The sequence below is a fragment of the Akkermansiaceae bacterium genome (genome assembly GCA_019634595.1).
Taxonomy (GTDB): domain Bacteria; phylum Verrucomicrobiota; class Verrucomicrobiia; order Verrucomicrobiales; family Akkermansiaceae; genus Luteolibacter.
On sequence record JAHCBC010000002.1, the window covers coordinates 405337 to 423917 of the forward strand.

Here is an 18581-nt window from a genome sequence, read left to right on the forward strand (position 1 = left end):
AGTTTAGCCGCAAACTTCCCCACCTCAAGCACCGATCCGGTCATGTTCCACGTGGAACATAAGTGGAGGCGAATCCTTTCAAACACAGGATTTTCCCCTCGCTCATGCCCGGGAAATCCTCCATCGTCGCCGCATGCACCGCTGGGTTCCCGTTCTCATCCTGATCGCCTTGCTGGCCGTCTTCCGCGTGCTGGGCAGCACCTTCTCGACGGTTCTTCCGAACTTCCAGCCGCTACTCGCACTGTTCTTGTGCAGCTTCATCTTTCTCCAGGGAAAACAACGCTGGCTGGTCCCCGGCATCGTCTGGCTGGTTACGGACCCGTTCACCAGCCTGCTCCAAGGACATGCCGTTTTCGGTTGGCACCACCTCGCCGTGGTCGCGGGCATCGCCACCACCCTCGGCGTTGCCGGGCTGATCCGCCGCAAGCCGACCGCTGGTCCGGTGCTGGCTGGCGCCGCCGCCTCCGCGGTCGTGTTCTATTTCCTGACGAACCTCATGGCTTTCGTCGCCGATCCACTCTACCCGAAGACCTTCGCCGGATTCATCCAGGCGCAGTGGAGCGGCCCCGTCGGCTTTGGTCCGACGTGGATCTTCCTGCGGAATCTGGTGGCCGCGAACGTGCTGTTCACCGCCCTCTTCCTCGCCGCCCGCTGGTCGGTGCCAGTCCCTGCCACCTCCCCTTCCCACATCCCTGCAAGATAAGTCTTGCCCACGCCTCCGCCGCTTTCTAAGTCCCTTTCTCCCAAACGCCAGTCCATGTCCAGCGCCACCTCGACCCCTCTCGATTTCTCGACCGCCGCGATCAACAAGAGCCTCACCGCTGAGCAGAAGATCGACCTCTTCACCCAGATGGTCCGCATCCGCCGGTTCGAGCAGGCTTCGCTCAAATACTACAATGCGGGCAAGATGGGCGGCTTTCTCCACCTTTACATCGGTCAGGAGTCTGTCGCCGTCGGCACCATCTCCCTCTGCGGCAAGGATGACCACGTGATCACCGCCTACCGCAACCACGGCCACGGCCTCGCTTCCGGCATGGGCATGAACGAGTGCATGGCGGAGAACTACGGCAAGCAGACGGGCTGCTCGAAAGGCAAGGGCGGTTCCATGCACTACTTCGCGCCGGACAAGAACTACTGGGGTGGCCATGGCATCGTCGCCGGCCAGACCCCGCTCGGTCTCGGCCTCGCCTACGGCGTGAAATACCTCGGCAAGAAAGGTGCCTGCCTTTGCTACCTCGGTGACGGCGCGGTCAACCAAGGTGCCTTCCACGAGTCCCTCAACCTCGCCTCCCTTTTCGACATCCCGGTGATCTTCGTCATCGAGAACAACGGTTACTCGATGGGCACCTCCCAGAAGCGTTCCTCCGCCTACAAGGGTTGCCTCGCCCAACGGGCCGAAGGCTACGACATGGAGTGGGACGTCATCAACGGCTCGGACGTCTATGAGGTCCGGGCCAAGACCCAGATCGCCCTGGAGCGTGCGCACAACGAAAGCCGCCCCACCCTGCTGGAGATCGACACCTACCGCTACTACGGCCACAGCGTCGCGGACGCCAATGCCAAGAAATACCGCACGCCGGAGGAGATCGAGAACTACAAGCAGAACCACGATCCGATCAACCTGTTCCGCAGCAAGCTCATTGCCGAAGGGGTTCTCACCGAAGAATCCGCCGAGGAGATCAGCAAGGCTGCCCAAGCTGAAGCCGCCGACGCCGTCAAGTTCGCGGAGGAGTCCCCGCCGCCGACCGTCGCCGACATCATGACCGACGTCTATTGGGAGACCGACAACAACACGGAAGCCTCCAAGATCGGCCGCCACTTCTTCAACGACTGATTTCCCATCAACCTTCACACCTCTCTCTTTTACTTACATGTCACGCATTCTTACCTACCGTGAAGCGCTCCGCGAAGGTCTCGATGAGGAACTCGCCCGCGACGAGAACGTCGTCCTGATGGGCGAGGAGGTCGCCCAATACAACGGTGCCTACAAGGTGACCGAAGGCCTCTGGAAAAAGTGGGGTGACAAGCGCATTGTCGATACCCCCATCTCCGAAGCTGGCTTCATCGGCATGGGCATCGGTGCCTCCATGCTGGGCGTCCGTCCGGTCATGGAGCTGATGTTCTGGTCCTTCCACTCCGTGGCCTTCGACCAGCTCGTCAACAATGCCGCCTGCGTCCGCTACATGTCCGGTGGCCTCGCCAACTGCCCGATCGTCGTCCGCGGTCCTGCCAACGGCGGCACCGGTGTGGGTGCCACGCACTCCCACATTCCGGAAGGCCTTTTCGCCGCATTCCCCGGTCTGAAGGTCTGCGCACCCGCGACCCCGGCTGATGCGAAAGGTCTGATCAAGGCCGCCATCCGCGACAACGACCCCGTCTATGTCATGGAGAACACCCTTCTCTACGGCACCACCGGTTCCGTGCCGGATCCCGCCGACGGTGACTTCGTCGTGCCGCTCGGCCTGGCCGACATCAAGCGCGAAGGCTCCGATGTCTCGCTCATCGCCCACGGCCGCTCCGTGATCCAAGCGCTCGCCGCCGCGGAGATCCTCAAGGAAAAGCACAACATCAACGCCGAGGTGCTCGACCTCCGCTCGATCCGCCCGCTCGACCAGGACGCCATCCTCAAGACCGTCAAGAAGACCAACCGCGTCGTCTTGGTGGATGAATCGAAAGGCTTCGGCGGTGTCTCCGCGATGGTTTCCCACCTCATCCAGGAACACGCCTTCGACTACCTCGACGCGCCGATCAAGCGGGTGACCACTATCGATGCGCCTGCGATCTACTCGCCGCACATTGAGAACGAACAGCTTCCGAATCCACGCCGGATCGTGGAGAAGGTGCTGGCCCTCGGTTGATCAATCGGCTGAAGCTCCAGAATTTCAAGACCCGGCGCGCTTTCCGTGTGCCGGGTTTTTTAGCATCTTGATTCCGTTTGAACATGAGTTATAACTCAACGGACATGAATGCGACTCTGAAGATCACAACCATCGGAAACTCGGCTGGAGTCATCCTTCCCAAGGAGGTTTTGGAAAAACTCCGGGTGAGCAAAGGCGACAGCATTACCCTTACGGAGACCCCCGATGGCCTTCTTCTGACTCCTTTCGATGAAACCGTCGCCCGCCAGATGGAGGTGGCTGAGCGGATCATGCGCGAGAACCGGAACATGCTCAGGAAACTCGCCCAGTAATCATTATGAGTGCTCCAGAACCTGAGTGGGTGGCGGGGACAACCTTGCGCCTCGTTCATCAGCGGCAGCTCGCCGAGCACGGTGGACTGCCGGGAATCCGGGACGAAGGACTCTTCCTCTCCGCCATCGCACGGCCGCAGCAACTTTGGTGCTACGGGGATCCGCCACCGGATCTCTGCCAGCTCGCCGCCAGCTACGCCCACGGTCTTGCCAAGAATCATCCCTTCCTCGACGGCAACAAGCGAACCGCTGCCATCGCCTGCGAACTTTTCCTCAACCTGAATGGTATCTTCTTCCTTGTGGGAGAAGAGGAGAAGTATCCCCACTTTCTCGCCCTCGCCGCCGGCGACCACACGGAGGAATCCTTCGCCGCCTGGCTGCGGTCGGTCACAGCGCCGGCCGCTTGAAAATCCTTGCACCCCGAACCTTCCATCCGAATTTAGGAGTTATGAAAGCGTCCCTTTTCCTGCCCCTCGCCCTGCTCACCGCCGCCTGCCAGCCGAAGAACGCTCCGGATCCACCACCGCCGGATGCCGCCGAAAAGCAGCCTTCCGATGCCGTCCCCACACCGGATTCTTTCGTCGGACTGACCCTTGAGGCGGCCGAGGCGAAGGCGAAGGAGGCCGACCTCCCCTGCCGTGTTGTTAGAAAGGACGGCGAGGACTTCCCCGTCACCCGCGACTACCGGCCGGAGCGCCTCAACTTCACCGTTGAAAAAGGAGTGGTGACAAAGGTGACCACCGGTTAGATTCAGGCCCTGCCATGGTGCTTTTTCATTGCCAAGACATCCGCGGCTTCTAGCATTTCCACCAATATGAAACGCATTGCCGTCCGTCTCGCACTCGCCGCCGTGGCGATCGCCCTCAGCTCCTGCTGCTGTCTCTTCTGATTTCCAACAAAAACTCGAACCCGTCATGAAAAACCTGCTGCTCCTCGTCTCCCTCGTCGCCGTTTCCCTCGGCTTCTCCTCCTGTTGCTCCATGTTCGGTGGTGCGCCAACCGCCGACTACCGCACCGTCACCAAGAAGGTGAAGACCTGCGGCTACGACATTGTCACCGAGCAAGTCCACACTCCGGGTGCCAAAGGCGGCATCACCGAGACCGTCGAGAAGAAGGTCCCCCGCTACAAGACCGTCACCAAGAAGGTCAAAGTGAGCTGCGGTTCCTGCGTCCGCTTCTATTGCCCGAAGAAAGGCTGCTGCGGCACCTCCCATGACAAGTTCCTCAAGATGGCGACCGTCCAGGGCGGAACCGGCAGCCCCCACATGGGCCTCGTTCCTTCCATGAAGCCACTGGCTCCCTGAGGCACCGGCCAGAACCCATCTCCAAAGCGCGGCGGCGATCCAAAGCCCCGCGCTTTTTCTTTTCCCCCTAGGCCTGAAAAGGCTGGAAAACCCCCGTTATTCTCCCATCTTCACCCCGACCCCATTTTCATCCAAGCCATGTCAGTGAACATCGAAATGCCAAAACTCTCGGACACCATGACCGAGGGCACCCTTATCAAATGGCACAAAAAAGTCGGCGATAACGTCGAGATCGGCGACATCCTCGCGGAGGTCGAAACTGACAAGGCAACGATGGAGATGGAAGCCTTCGACGAAGGCGTGCTGACGGAGATCCGCGTGCAGGAAGGCGACAAGGCGACCATCGGTTCAGTCCTGGCCGTTCTCGGTGGGGAATCCGGTGGCAGTGCTCCCGCACCTGAGAAAGCCGCCGCACCTGCCGAAGAAAAGGCAGCCGAGCCAAAAGCCGAAGCGGCACCTGCCGAAAGCGCTCCCGCACCGGCAGCCGCAGCCCGTGAAGACGGTGAGCGGATCAAGGCATCCCCTCTCGCACGCAAGATCGCCGCAGACCTCAATGTTGATCTCGGCAATGTCACCGGCAGTGGCCCGGCCGGCCGGATCGTGAAGAAGGACGTCGAAAGCGCCTCCTCCTCACCGGCGAAGAAACCTTCCAGCGACGCCGCAGCCGCAGCCGCCCTGGCCGCCTCCGCGAAAGGCAAGGCCTCCGCTCCTGCCGCAGCACCGGCACCTGCCGCCCAAGCGATCCTTCCGACCGCAAAAGAAGGCGACGAACGCATCGAACTTTCCAGCATGCGGAAGATCATCGCATCCCGCCTGCTGACTTCGAAGGTCACCATCCCCCATTTCTACCTCCACCTGGAAGTGGACGCCTCCCCGCTCATGACCCTCCGAAAGCAGGTCAACGACCAAGCGGAGAAAACCCACGGCAACAAGTTCTCCGTCAACGACTTCATCCTCCTGGCCACCATCCGTGCGGCAGAGGCGGTGCCCGCCATCAATGCTTCCTTCGCCGGTGACCACATCGTGAAGTTCAAGCACGTCGGCCTTTCCGTCGCCATCGCCATCGAGGACGGCCTCGTCACCCCGGTCATCAAGAAGGCGGAAACCCAGTCGCTGCTCGCCATTTCCCAGGCGGTCAAGGACTTCGCCAAGCGCGCCAAGGAGAAGAAACTCAAGCCGGACGAATTCGACGGCGGCACCATCACCGTCTCGAACCTGGGTGCCTGGGGCATCGAGTCCTTCGACGCGATCGTCAACCCGCCGCAAGCCGCCATCCTCTCCGTGGGAGCCGCCATCGAGAAGCCTGTCGTCAAGAACGGCCAGATCGTCCCCGGCCTCCGCATGAACATCGGCCTCTCCTGTGACCACCGCGTTGTCGATGGTGCCGTGGGAGCCGAGTTCCTCGCCCAGATCAAGAAGCTGCTGGAGCAACCCGCTCTCATGCTCCTCTGATCCCGGGAACGGATTCACCAATTCCCCAAGCGGCGGCTCCTTTCCGGGACCCGCCGCTTTCCGCATTCCCCCCATGGCCGCCAGAAAGCTCCTCTTCATCTGTTCGCAGAACAAACTCCGCAGCCCCACCGCGGAAACGATCTTCTCGGACACCCCCGGGATCGAGGTGGACTCCGCCGGACTGAACCATGACGCCATCGTTCCACTCAGCCCCGAGCAACTGCGTTGGGCAGACCTCATCCTGGTGATGGAGTCCACCCACCGGAACCGGCTGGCGAGGCACCACAGCGCCTCCCTGAAGGGCAAGCGGGTCGTTGTCCTGGGTATTCCGGACGACTACGACTACATGGATGAGGAGCTGGTCAGGATCCTGAAAGTGAAGTGTGCCCGTTATCTGCCGTGAGCCTCCCGTTTGATCCGCTCTCTGATGAATTCTTCATTTTTGACCTCATAAGATCATCTTCTTAATCGTGTGAACAACCTCCCGGAACGGCTGTTCCCCATTGCAGTGACCGGCGTTCCACGGAAAGAATAACGTGGGCAGTAACCTGCACCCTCCGGGAAAAAGTGGCTTTGGAAGGATCTGACAAACTTCCTTTTCCCAGACATTCGGAGGTTATCCACAGCCTTTGAACGGATCTCTGGGAATATCCCGGTGCTTGCCGCTCCGTGCCGTTCGTTGCAGCGTCGCGTTGGTGAAGAGAATCGTCATCACAGGTGGCCGGGGAGATCTCGGAAAGGAGATCGCCGCTGTGTTCAGCGAAGAAGGGTGGCAGGTTGATGCCCCCGGCCGCGACGTATTGGATGTCTCCGACGCGGCAAGGGTTGCGGAGTATTTCCAGTCTGGTCCGGTGGATCTCCTGGTGTGTTGCGCGGGGGTGATCTCTGACGCACTGGTGGCGAGAACGTCGCCGGAGGACTGGGACCGGATCGTGAAAGTGAACTTCGATGGAGCTGCCGCCGCGGCTGCCGCGGTATTGCCGGGCATGAGGGACCGGAGGGAAGGTCACATCGTCTTCATCTCCAGTCATTCCGCCATCCACCCGCCCGCGGGCCAGGCTGCCTATGCCACGGCAAAGGCCGCGTTGCTCGGACTGACAGCTTCCCTGGCCCGGATCCATGGTGGGGCGAACGTGCGGGTCAATGCCATCCTGCCTGGTTTTCTCGAAACGAAAATGACGGATGATGTCACACCACGCAGGCGTCATGAAATATCGGGCGAACACTGTTTGGGCCGTTTCAACACGGTCGGGGCGGTGGCTGGATTCGTCCGTTACCTGCATGACGGTCTGCCGCACACCAGCGGCCAGATCTTCCGGTTGGACAATCGGCCTTAGTTTCCACTTGCCGATGATTCGGCTTTCCCTGCTTTCTTTTTTTGAAAAACTAGCACTCCGCGTCGAGTATCACCACGCTCCTTAACCAAGCCCAGAGACAACACATGAAATTTCTTTTACCCATATGCCTCTCCGCCGCGTTGCCGTTGCACGCCGGCACTTTCCTCGTTGAAGCGGAACAGTTCACCGACAAGGGAGGCTGGGGAGTCGATACCCAGTTCATCGAGACCATGGGTTCTCCCTACCTGATCGCCCACGGCCTCGGCAAACCGGTGGCGGATGCCAACACCGAAGTCGAGGTCAAGGAAGCCGGCAACTACCGTGTCTGGGTCCGCACCATCGACTGGACCAAACGCCTCGGCCAGAAGGACAGCGCCGGACGCTTCCAAATCTCCATCGACGGCAAGCCGCTCGTCGCGGAACTCGGCAAGGACGACACCAAGTGGACCTGGCAGCCCGCCGGCAAGGTGGACCTGAAGGCCGGCAAGGTGAAGATCGCGCTCAAGGACCTCACCGGCTTCGACGGCCGTGCGGACGCAGTCCTTTTCAGCAGTGATGAGGCGTTCACCCCGCCGGGCGACGCCACCTTTGAGGAGCGGACCGCATGGAAGATCCCGGGTGTGCCAAGCGCCATCGAGGACACCGGGAACTACGACCTCGTCGTCGTGGGTGGTGGTTACGGCGGTCTGGGCGCTGCGATCTCCGCAGCCCGTATGGGTGCGAAGGTCGCGCTCATCCAGAACCGCCAGGTTCTCGGCGGCAATGGTTCCTCCGAGATCCGGGTCTGGGCGATGGGCAACTATCCGCCGAGCGAGTATCCGCTGGCCGACATCATCAAGGAGTTCGAGGACAAGGCATCCGCCTCCCCCGCTCCGGCGAAGGAATTCGTCGATGACAAGAAGATGGACGCCGTGAAAGCGGAGAAGAACATCACCCTTTACCTCGGCCACCATGCCTACGGCGTGGACATGAAGGAAGGCAAGATCGCCTCCGTCAAAGCCGTCGATGTGGAAGCCGGCAAGATCAAGCGCATCAACGGCCGTCTCTTCGCGGACTGCACCGGTCACGGTTTCATCGGCCTCTGGTCGAAAGCCGACACCGAGATGGCTGAAAAGGGCCGCATGGGCATGAGCAACATGTGGATGTGGGAGAACCAGGCCGAGCCGGTGAAATTCCCCGACCAGCCATGGATGCTGAAGTTCGACGCCAACAGCTTCCCTTATCCCCGTATCCGCCACGGCTTCGGCCACGCGGAATGGTTCTGGGAGAGCGGTTATGACGATCACCCGATCAACGACCTCGAAAACATCCGCGACCTGAACCTGCTCGCCTCGTTCAGCGCCTGGAACGCCATCAAGAACCACGGTGCCTACGCCGACCGTGACCCGAACAAGCACGAGAACGCCGCCCTCACCTGGCTCGCCTACGTGGGTGGCACCCGTGAAACCGTGCAGATCCTCGGTGATGTGGTGCTCTCCGGTGAGGAAATCGTCGGCAAGAAGGAATTCAACGACGCGACGGTGCTGACCACCTGGTCGATCGACCTCCACTACCCGCTTGAGAAGTACAAGGACTCGATCCCCGGCCGGCCGTTCATCTCCCGCGCCGTGCACGGCAAGGGTGTGGACAAGAACGTCGGCTACCCGATCCCCTACCGCACGCTCTACTCCCGCAACGTGCCGAACCTGTTCATGGCAGGCCGCAACATCAGCGTGAACCGCGACGCGCTCGGCACGATCCGCGTGATGAAGACCATCGGCATGATGGGTGTGACCGTCGGCCGCGCCGCCGCCCTGGCGACCGCGCGTGACTGCATGCCACGCGACATCTACACCAAGCACCTCGATGAAGTGAAGACGCTCTGGAAAAAGCCAGGCAAAGAACGCGTGGAGAACATCGATGAGCTGCGCAAGTCCCTCGACGACAAAGCCAAAACGCCTTCCCTCTGAGGGCAGGCGGCGGCTGAAAAAGTGGGCGATCGCCTGCTACCGGCTCGGCATCATTCTGGCGGCGCTCGCATGTCTGCGGGCGCTGCCGAAGGCCGGGCCTTCGCTTGACCCGGACCGCCTCCTCACGGAGGCGAAGTCCGTTTTCCCGAACACGGCATCGGTCGGGAACCCCAGCGAAGGGATCTATCCCCTGCTGGACGCCAATGGCGACACCCCAATCGGGTGGGCCACCTCGAATTTTCCCCAGGGAGCGAAGATCCAGGGCTACTCCGGACCGAGCGAGGTCCTCGTGATCTTTGACGCCAACCGCGCCGTGAAGGCGGTGCGTTTCCTGGACAGCGCGGACACCGCCGGACACGTGAAGATGGTCCGTGATGACCTCCCTTTCTGGGAACAGTGGACCGGCAAGGCGGAATCCACCCTCGGCAAGCTGCAGAGACCGCGCGTGGTTTCCGGCGCCACCATCACCAGCGAGGCCATCGCCCGCGGGATCGCGGCGCGTTTCGGTGCGGAGGGCATGGACGAATGGTTCCCGGAACCCCTGAAGCTGGAGTGGATCGCGAAGTGGTTTCCGGGAGCGGATGCCATCGCGGAAACCCGCGAGCCGGGTGCCTTCCACATCCTCAAGGGCGGCACTACGATGGGCACCGTACTCCGCAGCAGCCGGATGGGTGTTTCCGCCCGCGGTTTCAATGGCACCTCGGATGTCATCGTCTGTCTGGACGCATCCGGAGGGAAGATCCTGGGTGTGGGTTTCCTGGGGAGCCGTGACAACGTCCCGTACATCGATGATGTGCGGGAGGAGATGAAGTATGGTGACGGCTTCGCCGGAAAGAATGTGGCGGACGTCATGAAGGAGGATCCGGAGCAGTCGGAGAGCCTCTTTGTCAGCGGAGCGAGTGTCACCACCTACGCGGTGATCGAAAGTGTTCACGAAATGCTCCGCCGGCATGCCGCGGAGGAGGGCAAACATGGCTTTCCCTGGAAAAGCGCGCTCGCCTTCTCATGGATCGGCCTCGGTGTGGTGGTTGGCCTGGCGAAGTGGGGCAACAAGGCGAAGATCCGGCTCGGCTTCGCGGTCATTTCCGTGGCGGCCGGTGTGACGTTGGGCTGGATGGTCAGCCAGGACCAGTTGGTCGGCTGGGGTGAGAATGGCTTCAACCTGCGCGGCGCGCTGCCGCTGCTGGTGCTGACCGCAGTGGCGATGGTGGTGCCCGCCTTCACGGGAAAGAACATCTATTGCGCCCGGATCTGCCCCCATGGAGCCGCACAGACCCTCGCCGGGCAGGTGATCAAGAAGCGCTTTCCCCTGCCGCGGAAGGTCCATGCCGTCATGGAGCGGGTGCCGTGGCTCACGCTCGGCGTGATCTGGGTGCTGGCGTTCCTTGGCAGTGGCATTCCATTCGCCTACTTCGAGCCTTTCGAGACGTGGAGCAGCGGGTTCGTCGCTTTCATCCCGGCTGCCATTTTCACCATCGGCATCATCGGCGCGTTCTTCCTCCCGCAGGCGTATTGCCACTATGGCTGCCCCACCGGCGCCATGTTCAAGTTCCTGACCCATGCCCCGGGGAGGTGGACATCGAAGGATTCCATCGCGGGGACGCTTGTCCTCGCTTCCGTCGTGCTGGTAATCATCAAGCGATGAGCGGAAGGTCCATCGTGCTGCCGGGCTTCGTCCTGTTGGTGCTGGCGATGCTCGCCGTCATCCTGATCCGGAAATCCGGTGGTGGTGCGACCGCCATCCATGGATCGGCGATGGGCACCCGCTGGACGCTGGAGTGGCGGGGAAAGGCGCCGGAACCCGTCGCCCTGAAAGCCGAAGTCGCCGCCACGCTGGAGAAATGGGAGCAGGTGCTCAGCCAGTGGCGGGGGGATTCGGATCTTTCACGGTTCAACCGCGGGGAACCCGCCACGGTGGAGCTGTCACGGGTGCTGGAACTGGCGGACGGGATCAAACGGAAATCAGGGGGGGCATTCGACCATCATCTCCTGGCGGAGGTGCATGCGGCGGGATTCGGACCGGCGGGAAAAGGGGTGGATCTTTCCTCCATCGGCAAGGGATTCGCCGTGGACCGTGTTTGCGAACGTCTCCGCGGGCTGGGGATGGGTGACTTCGTGTTCGCCCTCGCCGGAGAGGTACGGGCCGTTGGCGGGCCGTGGCCGGTGGAGATCGAGAAGCCGCTGGTCGCGGAATCCGTGGCGGATCATGTGGTGATGCTGGAGAACCAGGCCGTTGCCACCAGCGGCAACTACCGCCAGTTCCGGCAGACGGACGCGGGGCTGGCCACCCACATCATCGATCCCGCGACGGGCCGGTCCGTCATCCGCCCGCCGTCATCTGTGACGGTCATCGCCGGGGACTGCGCGACGGCCTCCGCATGGGCTACTGCGGTTTTCGTACTAGGACCGGAGTACAAGGGGGATCTGCCGGAACTCCGGGTTTCCTGGCAGCATCCGTGAGGTGGAGGTGCCGGATGGGTCGCGGATTTCAGTCCGCCACGGAGAATCCTGCCAGCGAAGCCAAGCCGGCTGAAGCCGGCGCTCCGTCCGGGGGGAAGTCCTCCGGGGACCGGAGCTTGTCCGGCAGGGGCCATGCACCCCGCCGAAGGTCTTACGACCTTCGCTACGCCCGTCAGTTCTGGTCCGGGTCGAACACGACGCGGAAGCCCAGGTCCGGGCGGCGGAGGGAACGGTCCGCCGTCCACTCGCGGGAGAGCGCTCCCTGTGCGGGTTTCAGGTAGGAGCCGCCGATGATGACGCGCAGGCTTTCGCCCAGCGGGTTCGACGGATCGGGCGCGGGGAGGAGGATCCATTCGGAAACGGAGCCGGCCATGCCGACGATGCCGTCCGGAGTGCGGTCGGGCGTCTTGTCGGTGACGGCGGAGAGCCAGTTGCCGATCGGCAGCGAGGTGGGCTTGGCGACGGACTTGCGGAGTGCGGCGAACCATTCCTCCTGCGTTGGCAGGCGGGCGCTCTTCCACTCCGCGTAGGTCATGGCGTCCCACCAATCGACCCCGACGACGGGTGACTGCAGGGTGACGTTCCTGCCCTGCCAGGTGCCGTTGCCCTTTGCGGCGGCGAGGAGTGCGGCCCAGTCATCCGGCTCGTGGCCGTTCTTTTCCGCCGGCTGGCCTTCCGGGTCGAACAGTTTCTCGCGGCCCGACTTGGCGAGGATGGTCAGGGCGTCGAGAAATTCCTGGTATTCGCCGATGGTGGTTTCATGGGCGGAAATGCGGAAGGAACGCAGCGTTTCCTCCGTGCCATCCGGTGTGGGGTAGGTGCCCTCGGGGACCAGCACGGGGGCGGGCAGCGGGAGGCGGGCGGTTTGTTTGGTGACGGGCGGCTTGGTTTTGAAAGCGATGAACGCGATGGCGGCGAGGGCGGCACCGGTGATGATGGAGATCATCAGGATGGGCTTCCGCTTGGTGATGTCCCGTTTGCCGTAAGGCGCGCTGATGTTGGAGAGCGGTCCGGTGAGCTGTTCCTCGATCTGCTCGCAGAACGTCCTGACGTCCTGCCAGCCGATGGGTTCGACGATGCCCTCCCCCCTCATCCAGCCGAGCACGGACTGGATGCGGGTGGTGCCGGGCTGGTCCGGGGCGACCAGCGTGCGCAGCGCTTCGCCCATCTTCCGGATGTCGCGCAGGGACTGGTCCGGTGTCCGTCCTCCGGCGATGACCAGGTTCTTCAGGCGGATGACGTTGTGATCGTCCAGATGGATGGAATCCAGGTTCAGGTGGGAAGTGGCGAAACCGTGGGACTCATGGTACAGGTTCGCCTCCGCGATGCGGCGGAGGAACACGGCCATCTTTTCCGGAACAAAAGTCTCCTCCGCCAGCCGCCGGTCCTCGAAGGTGGCGCCGGGCAGGAACTCGTGGGCATAGAAGCACAGATCCCGCTCGATGACGGCTTCATAGACGGTCCCCACGTGGGGATGGTCCACGGCGGCCTTTGCCCGGATGTCCGCCAGGAAGGCGGCGCTGCGGGACGCCCGCTGCGGGTCCAGTTCATCCACCAGCACGCGGCGGCCCACGGAAACCTGCTCCGCGAGCCAGGTGGTGATGAGGGGGGTTTCGACCAACCGTTCGATCAGCAGATAGTCGCCGAGGCGGCGTTCTTCGTGGGAGGCATCCATGGGTGGCGGGTCGGAGAGATCAGTTGCCGGGGAGCGGAGGGAGCGATTCGATCGGGGGCACTTCCAGCGTCGGGAGCAGGGGCGCGTTGTAGTTGATGTCAGGCGGAAGCTGGTCGAAGGAAGGTTCCTGCGAGGGCATCTGCTGCGCGGGCTGGACCCTGGCGCGTCCCGCCAGATCGCGCGGCCAGGCCTGCACGTCGAGGATCTCACCCTTGTAAAAGAGGGAGACGATCTGGCCGTAGTATTTCTCCTGGCCGAAGAGGTGTCCCGTCGCGCCTTCCTGGGGCTGGATGGTGTAGGTCACACGCAGCGGTTCCTCGCCACCGGCGAAGTCGATGGGCATGGAGGGCCACTCGTCCTTGCTGGACTCCATGGCGGGGGAATCGGCCGCCTTCATGATCTCCCCCCTTGAGTTGCGGTTGAAGAACTCCACCTCCACGGAAATCTCAGCCGGGTCGATCTCCGCGTCGGGGCTTTTCTGGACGGGGATGGTGAGGATCACCCGCTCCCCTTTCTCCACCCGCGTGTCCTTGAAGATGCGCACGCGTCCGAGGGCCAGCTTGCCGAGGGCGTCGCCGGGTTGCTCGAAGCCGTCCCGCAGTTTCCCTGCGGCCAGTTCATAGAGTGCGCCCGCGCCGGAGACACCCATCTGGAAGACTTTTTCGTAGTGGGCGGAGGCTTTGTAAAAGGTGCCCATGGTTTCATGCATGAGGCCCAGCTCGTAGTGGACGCTCGGATCATCCGGCGACTGTTTCAGGGCTTCATCCAGCTTGGTGATGGCGGCCATGACGTCCCCTGCGACGCGGGCTTTCCGCGCCTCCCGCACCAGCCGTTCGGAAACCGGATCCGCGATCGCCGGTGCGGCGATGGGGGTCGGTTCGGGTGCGGGCACTGCGGGAGGTGGAGGGGCCGGGGCGACCGGTGGCCGGGCGACGATGGAGGCTTCATCCGGCACGGCCGGGTGTTTTGCCGGAACCTCCACCGGGACGATCTTCGTCACCTCCTTTTCGACGATGCGGACCTGCTTCGACTCCTCCAGCCTCGTGGCGAGGGCCATGCCCGCGATGACAAGCTGGCTGAAGCACACGACCCCCATCGCCCAGCAGGCGATCGGGAAAATCGGGGCTTTTGACGCCACAGGAGCTTTGCCTTCGGGTCCGGGCATTGTCGGGGGAAGATGGCAGGTAGGAACACGGTGTCAATCCGCCGTGGGAGGGATTCTAGGGCTGCCTTGCTTTGGAATCCGCCGGGATTTCAGAAGGAGCATCATGCGTGAAGAAGGTTCTGAAACCACTGATTGCACTGATTTACCGATTTCAGAAGAGTGGATGGAGCGTCAATTCCCACATTCCAGCCATGTTTGTAGGTCTTGGATCAGTAAATCAGTGCAATCAGTGGTAATCCTTTTCAAATTTTCCAGGGAGCTTCCAAAACGAGGTAGTCGTGGAAGGGATTCCGCCGTCAGGCCGGCAGGGAAAGGATGAAGGTCGCTCCCTGGCCGGGCGTGGATTCACAGGTGAGATCCCCGCCCATGCCCCGGGCGAGGCGGCGGGAGAGGGCGAGGCCCAGCCCCACTCCGGGCCGGCTTTCCGCCGCCTCGCGCGCGGACTTGTGGAAGGCGCGGAAGATCCGGCGGTGTTCGTCCGGCGGGATGCCCGGCCCATGGTCGGCTACGCGGATTTCGAGTTTCCCGCGGTTGCGGGCGATGGAAATGTCCAGGATGGCGGGGGAACCCGCGGCGGCGTATTTCGCGGCATTGTCCACGAGGTTGAAGAGGATGTGCTCGATGGCGGTGGAGTCGGCGCGCAGCGTTTCCGCCGCCGCCGGTCCGTCCAGTGGCATGTGCAGGGACATCCCGGCGGTGGCGAGGCGGGCTTCGAAGCGTTCCCTCATGGATGCGAGCAGATCCCCCGCCCGGCTGGAGGAAACGGCGGAGCGGGCGCTGCCGCGCTCGATGCGGGAAAAGGCGAGCACGTTTTCCACAAGGTGGGAAAGCCGGTCCGCCTCCCGGGACAGGACGCGCAGGTAGTCGCCGCGCTTTTCCGGCTTCACCGCGTTGCTCTCCAGCATGTCCGAGTAGAGGCGGAAGGTGGTGAGGGGTGTCCGCAGTTCATGGGTGACGGCGGAGACGAACGATGCGCGCCGCTCGCTGAGCCGCATGATGCCGAAGACCAGGAAGGACGCCGCCAGGATGGCCAGCAGCGCCGCCGCCCAGCCTGTACCCAGCGAGAGCAGGACCGCTGGTGCCGGGGTGGCGGGCATGCTCCGGAAATCCAGCGGCCCCGGCTCCAGCCGCAGTGGCAGGGAGGCCAGCACCAGTCCATCCGCCGAGGGTGCCATCGCGGGGATGAGGCGTGCGGCGGGGAGAAGGTCGCTGATTTCCCCGAGCAGCCGGGTTTGCAGGACATCCAGCCGCATCCAGGAACCGGTGATCGCACGCTGCGGGCCGGAGACCGAGCGCAGCAGGAACAGCTCCCCGCCGATCCAGACCGGCTTGGTGGCGGACATGATCTCCGTCGGCGGCGGGGCGGCGGCGGGAGGGTCCGGTGCCGGAAGGGATTCCGCCGGTGCCCCGGCGGCGGGAGCGGGAACCGTCTCCGCCAGGAGCGAATCCGCCAGTTCGGCCTCCGCTTTGCTTTCTTCGGCCTTCCTGCGCACGGGAGCCTTCTTCGGTGCCTGCGCGATTTCCTCGATGATCGCTTTCTGGCGCATGTTCGCGCCGTCGATCGCACGGTTGCGGCGTTCCAGGTCCAGATGGCCGGTGGCTTTCAGCGCACCTTCGTTTCTTGGTGCGGGAGCCTGCGCTTCATCTGGAGCGGCGTCGGTCCCGGCGGGGATGGATTTCCAGGTCGGCGAGGCATTCCCCACGCGGACGAAATAGCGCTCGAAGGATTCGCCGGGTTGGGTGATCGCCCGCTGCAACTCACCGGAGGCGGGGGTGCCGTCCGGCTGGGTGAGCTGGCCGTTGTCCTTCCACAGGAGCCGGGCGCGGATGAACTCCGCGGGGCCGCCGAGGCCTTCCTCCAGCAGCACGTCCGCGCCCATGGTGTCCATCCGCCACAGGGCCAGGCGCATCTTTTCCTGCAAGTCCGCCTGCCGCACCGCGGCGATGCGCTCCCGCTCGGACGCCATGGCATTCCGCGTCTGCCACGCCATCGCGCCGAGGATGGTGGCCGCGCAGAGGGCGAAGGCCGCCCAGACGAGCCATGTGCGTGGGGATCTCATCAGGTGGTCAGTTGGTAGCCCTTGCCGCGGATGGTTTTCAGATACGCCTGCTCCTTGTCCCCCAGTTTCGTCCGGAGGTGCATGATGTGCATGTCGATGGTCCGCGTTTCCGTCCGGTCCGGATCCAGCCCCCAGAGCTGGCGCAGGATTTCCTCCCGCGAGACGATCCTCCCGTTGGCGTCCAGCAGGTAGCGCAGCAGTTCCGCCTCCTTGTCGGAAAGATCCTCCCTGCGGTCCGGAAAGGCGAGCTGGCGGCGGCGGAAGTCCACCGTCCCGCCCGGGACGGCGCGTTCATCGGTGGGGGCGGCCCGCTCGCAGGTGCGCCGCAGCACGGCGTCCACACGGGCGAGCAGTTCCTTCATGCTGAACGGTTTCACCACGTAGTCATCCGCACCGGTGGTCAGGCCGCGCACGCGGTCATTCTCCTCCCCCCGTGCGGAGAGGATGATGACCGCCTGCCCGGGCCGCTTTTTCTTCAGCGCCTGCAGGATCTCGAAGCCGGACGGGCCGGGCATCACCAGATCCAGCAACAGCAGCCGGTAGTTCGACTTCAGCGCCATTTCCATCCCGACATGCCCGTCCGGTGCCTCCAGAGTACGATAACCGGCGTACTCCAGCACATCCACGATGCCCTGGCGGACGGCGGGGTCGTCTTCTACGACGAGGATGGGGATGTCGGGGAGCATGGGATGAAAGCCGGAACGAGGTTCACCATGGGAAATGTCCGGAGCAAAGTCGATCTTCCTCAGTTGCCGAAGACATAGCCTACCCGGCCAGCCTGTTCACGGGTGGTTTCCACCATCGCCTCATCCAGCGTTTTCTCCCCGGCCGTGGCCTGCTTCGCGCGTTCCTTGGCGATGAATCCATCGCGTGCGGCGCCGAGGTCGGCGATTTTCTTCTGGATGGCGGCGCGTTGCTTCGTCGCTTCCTCCACAAAGGCGGTGCGTTCTTCCGGCTTCATGCCACGCATGTTTTCCGGCAGGTCTTCGGCGGGGACCTTGGCCAGATCGATCGTCTTTTCCCGGACCGCATCGACCAGATCCCAGCTACGGTTGTCGTAGTTTTTGCTCGCCTTGGAAATGGCGCGCTCGACCGGAGCGGCGGCGGCGGTCTCGCTGGCGGCGTCGGTGTCCGCGGCGACCTGCTTCAACCTCGCCTCCTCACGTTTCCTGCCGTAGCCGATGTAGGTCTTGTTCAGTTCGATGCCGAGGTCGGAGATCTCCTTGTCCTGGGGCGCGGGGATGCTGGCAATCTTCCGGTCCTGGTCGATGACAAGGAATTTTCCCTCCGCGATGGCCGCGCCGTCATGCCAGGAACCCTGCATGCCTTCCTCCCGGCTGCCGCAGTGGATGGTGTTCACGACGATGCCCTTTGCCAGCGCGTCCTTGCAGGCCTGGCGGGCATCCACGGACCCCTGGGTGAACGGCTCGTTGCCAGCGATGAAGATGGCCTTGTAGGTGTTTTTGGACAGATCCCAGTTCAGGTCGGAGAGCGCGCGCTGGATCACCGCGCCGCAGTATTCCTCACCGCCGTTCGTTTTCAGGGAGAACAGCTCGCGGCTGAGTTCGTCCAGGTCGCGGCCCATCGGTTCAACGAGGCGGATGTATTGGTTCGCCACGCTGAGGCCGCTGTTGCCGTATTCGTAGAGGGCCACCTCGACGAAAGGTGTCTGGCCGTCGCGCTTCGCCTCGGTGAAGGAGTTGACGACTTTCCAGAGCTGGCTTTTCGCCTGGTCGATCAGGCCGTCCATGCTGCTGGAGGTATCGAGCAGGATGGCGATCTGGACCTTGTTGGACTCCGGCTTCGGGTCGGTCGGTTTTTTGTCTCCGGGCTTCGGATCTTCCGCAGCGTGCAGAGGGAGGGCGAGGGCGGCGAGAGCGCCGAGGATGTAGGTGTAGGTCGTTTTCATGACGACCGCATGATGGGGCCGCCCGCCGGTGCCGTCCGTAAAGGGAGTGTAAATTCGCTTCAGATCCGCGGTGGCGCTGG

18 protein-coding genes are annotated in these 18581 nt (G+C 63.2%); 13 read left to right on the forward strand and 5 right to left on the reverse strand.

Going from position 1 to position 18581, the window contains the following annotated elements:
- The first annotated feature begins 133 nt into the window (after window positions 1-133).
- From KF712_07470 to KF712_07530, 13 genes are all read left to right on the forward strand, one after another.
- On the forward strand, window positions 134-703 hold the full coding sequence (locus tag KF712_07470; GenBank protein ID MBX3740811.1) for a hypothetical protein: 570 nt from the start codon (window positions 134-136) through the stop codon (window positions 701-703).
- Between the two features lie 54 nt (window positions 704-757).
- Window positions 758-1834, forward strand: a complete 1077-nt coding sequence (gene pdhA / locus KF712_07475; protein ID MBX3740812.1) for a pyruvate dehydrogenase (acetyl-transferring) E1 component subunit alpha — start codon at window positions 758-760, stop codon at window positions 1832-1834.
- 37 nt (window positions 1835-1871) lie between these two features.
- Window positions 1872-2858, forward strand: coding sequence for an alpha-ketoacid dehydrogenase subunit beta (locus KF712_07480; protein MBX3740813.1), 987 nt, complete (start codon window positions 1872-1874; stop codon window positions 2856-2858).
- A 104-nt stretch (window positions 2859-2962) separates the two neighbouring features.
- Window positions 2963-3190 (forward strand): AbrB/MazE/SpoVT family DNA-binding domain-containing protein, encoded by a 228-nt coding sequence (locus KF712_07485; protein ID MBX3740814.1) that lies wholly within the window; start codon window positions 2963-2965, stop codon window positions 3188-3190.
- Between the two features lie 5 nt (window positions 3191-3195).
- On the forward strand, window positions 3196-3597 hold the full coding sequence (locus KF712_07490; GenBank protein MBX3740815.1) for a type II toxin-antitoxin system death-on-curing family toxin: 402 nt from the start codon (window positions 3196-3198) through the stop codon (window positions 3595-3597).
- Between the two features lie 41 nt (window positions 3598-3638).
- The gene (locus tag KF712_07495; GenBank protein MBX3740816.1) at window positions 3639-3938 is read left to right on the forward strand and encodes a hypothetical protein; all 300 of its coding nucleotides are present in this window, start codon (window positions 3639-3641) and stop codon (window positions 3936-3938) included.
- Window positions 3939-4104: 166 nt separating this feature from the next.
- The gene (locus tag KF712_07500) at window positions 4105-4494 is read left to right on the forward strand and encodes a hypothetical protein (protein ID MBX3740817.1); all 390 of its coding nucleotides are present in this window, start codon (window positions 4105-4107) and stop codon (window positions 4492-4494) included.
- A gap of 138 nt (window positions 4495-4632) precedes the next feature.
- Window positions 4633-5946, forward strand: a complete 1314-nt coding sequence (locus KF712_07505; GenBank protein ID MBX3740818.1) for a 2-oxo acid dehydrogenase subunit E2 — start codon at window positions 4633-4635, stop codon at window positions 5944-5946.
- A gap of 73 nt (window positions 5947-6019) precedes the next feature.
- Entirely contained in the window at window positions 6020-6349 is a 330-nt protein-coding gene (locus KF712_07510; GenBank protein MBX3740819.1) for a low molecular weight protein tyrosine phosphatase family protein, read from the forward strand.
- A 292-nt stretch (window positions 6350-6641) separates the two neighbouring features.
- Complete coding sequence (locus KF712_07515; protein MBX3740820.1) at window positions 6642-7283, forward strand: SDR family NAD(P)-dependent oxidoreductase; 642 nt, start codon at window positions 6642-6644, stop codon at window positions 7281-7283.
- 104 nt (window positions 7284-7387) lie between these two features.
- On the forward strand, window positions 7388-9232 hold the full coding sequence (locus KF712_07520; GenBank protein MBX3740821.1) for an FAD-dependent oxidoreductase: 1845 nt from the start codon (window positions 7388-7390) through the stop codon (window positions 9230-9232).
- Complete coding sequence (locus tag KF712_07525; GenBank protein ID MBX3740822.1) at window positions 9183-10877, forward strand: FMN-binding protein; 1695 nt, start codon at window positions 9183-9185, stop codon at window positions 10875-10877. The genes KF712_07520 and KF712_07525 overlap by 50 nt, the downstream gene beginning before the upstream one ends.
- Entirely contained in the window at window positions 10874-11692 is an 819-nt protein-coding gene (locus tag KF712_07530) for an FAD:protein FMN transferase (protein MBX3740823.1), read from the forward strand. The genes KF712_07525 and KF712_07530 overlap by 4 nt, the downstream gene beginning before the upstream one ends.
- Window positions 11693-11864: 172 nt before the next feature.
- On the opposite strand, the gene KF712_07535 is transcribed toward KF712_07530, so the two are convergent.
- From KF712_07535 to KF712_07555, 5 genes are all read right to left on the reverse strand, one after another.
- Entirely contained in the window at window positions 11865-13367 is a 1503-nt protein-coding gene (locus KF712_07535; protein ID MBX3740824.1) for an SUMF1/EgtB/PvdO family nonheme iron enzyme, read from the reverse strand.
- Window positions 13368-13386: 19 nt separating this feature from the next.
- Window positions 13387-14532 (reverse strand): tetratricopeptide repeat protein, encoded by a 1146-nt coding sequence (locus tag KF712_07540; protein ID MBX3740825.1) that lies wholly within the window; start codon window positions 14530-14532, stop codon window positions 13387-13389.
- 296 nt (window positions 14533-14828) lie between these two features.
- Window positions 14829-16592: a HAMP domain-containing histidine kinase gene (locus KF712_07545; GenBank protein ID MBX3740826.1), complete on the reverse strand. Its 1764-nt coding sequence runs from the start codon at window positions 16590-16592 to the stop codon at window positions 14829-14831.
- On the reverse strand, window positions 16592-17278 hold the full coding sequence (locus KF712_07550; GenBank protein ID MBX3740827.1) for a response regulator transcription factor: 687 nt from the start codon (window positions 17276-17278) through the stop codon (window positions 16592-16594). The genes KF712_07545 and KF712_07550 overlap by 1 nt, the downstream gene beginning before the upstream one ends.
- A 59-nt stretch (window positions 17279-17337) precedes the next feature.
- Window positions 17338-18501, reverse strand: coding sequence for a VWA domain-containing protein (locus KF712_07555; protein ID MBX3740828.1), 1164 nt, complete (start codon window positions 18499-18501; stop codon window positions 17338-17340).
- Window positions 18502-18581 lie beyond the last annotated feature (80 nt).

Bases quoted from the DNA above. Each gene is read 5' to 3' on its own strand.
- KF712_07470 (MBX3740811.1), top strand. From the start codon at position 134: ATGCACCGCTGGGTTCCCGTTCTCATCCTGATCGCCTTGCTGGCCGTC.
- pdhA (MBX3740812.1), top strand. From the start codon at position 758: ATGTCCAGCGCCACCTCGACCCCTCTCGATTTCTCGACCGCCGCGATC.
- KF712_07480 (MBX3740813.1), top strand. From the start codon at position 1,872: ATGTCACGCATTCTTACCTACCGTGAAGCGCTCCGCGAAGGTCTCGAT.
- KF712_07485 (MBX3740814.1), top strand. From the start codon at position 2,963: ATGAATGCGACTCTGAAGATCACAACCATCGGAAACTCGGCTGGAGTC.
- KF712_07490 (MBX3740815.1), top strand. From the start codon at position 3,196: ATGAGTGCTCCAGAACCTGAGTGGGTGGCGGGGACAACCTTGCGCCTC.
- KF712_07495 (MBX3740816.1), top strand. From the start codon at position 3,639: ATGAAAGCGTCCCTTTTCCTGCCCCTCGCCCTGCTCACCGCCGCCTGC.
- KF712_07500 (MBX3740817.1), top strand. From the start codon at position 4,105: ATGAAAAACCTGCTGCTCCTCGTCTCCCTCGTCGCCGTTTCCCTCGGC.
- KF712_07505 (MBX3740818.1), top strand. From the start codon at position 4,633: ATGTCAGTGAACATCGAAATGCCAAAACTCTCGGACACCATGACCGAG.
- KF712_07510 (MBX3740819.1), top strand. From the start codon at position 6,020: ATGGCCGCCAGAAAGCTCCTCTTCATCTGTTCGCAGAACAAACTCCGC.
- KF712_07520 (MBX3740821.1), top strand. From the start codon at position 7,388: ATGAAATTTCTTTTACCCATATGCCTCTCCGCCGCGTTGCCGTTGCAC.
- KF712_07525 (MBX3740822.1), top strand. From the start codon at position 9,183: ATGAGCTGCGCAAGTCCCTCGACGACAAAGCCAAAACGCCTTCCCTCT.
- KF712_07530 (MBX3740823.1), top strand. From the start codon at position 10,874: ATGAGCGGAAGGTCCATCGTGCTGCCGGGCTTCGTCCTGTTGGTGCTG.
- KF712_07535 (MBX3740824.1), bottom strand. From the start codon at position 13,367: ATGGATGCCTCCCACGAAGAACGCCGCCTCGGCGACTATCTGCTGATC.
- KF712_07540 (MBX3740825.1), bottom strand. From the start codon at position 14,532: ATGCCCGGACCCGAAGGCAAAGCTCCTGTGGCGTCAAAAGCCCCGATT.
- KF712_07545 (MBX3740826.1), bottom strand. From the start codon at position 16,592: ATGAGATCCCCACGCACATGGCTCGTCTGGGCGGCCTTCGCCCTCTGC.
- KF712_07550 (MBX3740827.1), bottom strand. From the start codon at position 17,278: ATGCTCCCCGACATCCCCATCCTCGTCGTAGAAGACGACCCCGCCGTC.
- KF712_07555 (MBX3740828.1), bottom strand. From the start codon at position 18,501: ATGAAAACGACCTACACCTACATCCTCGGCGCTCTCGCCGCCCTCGCC.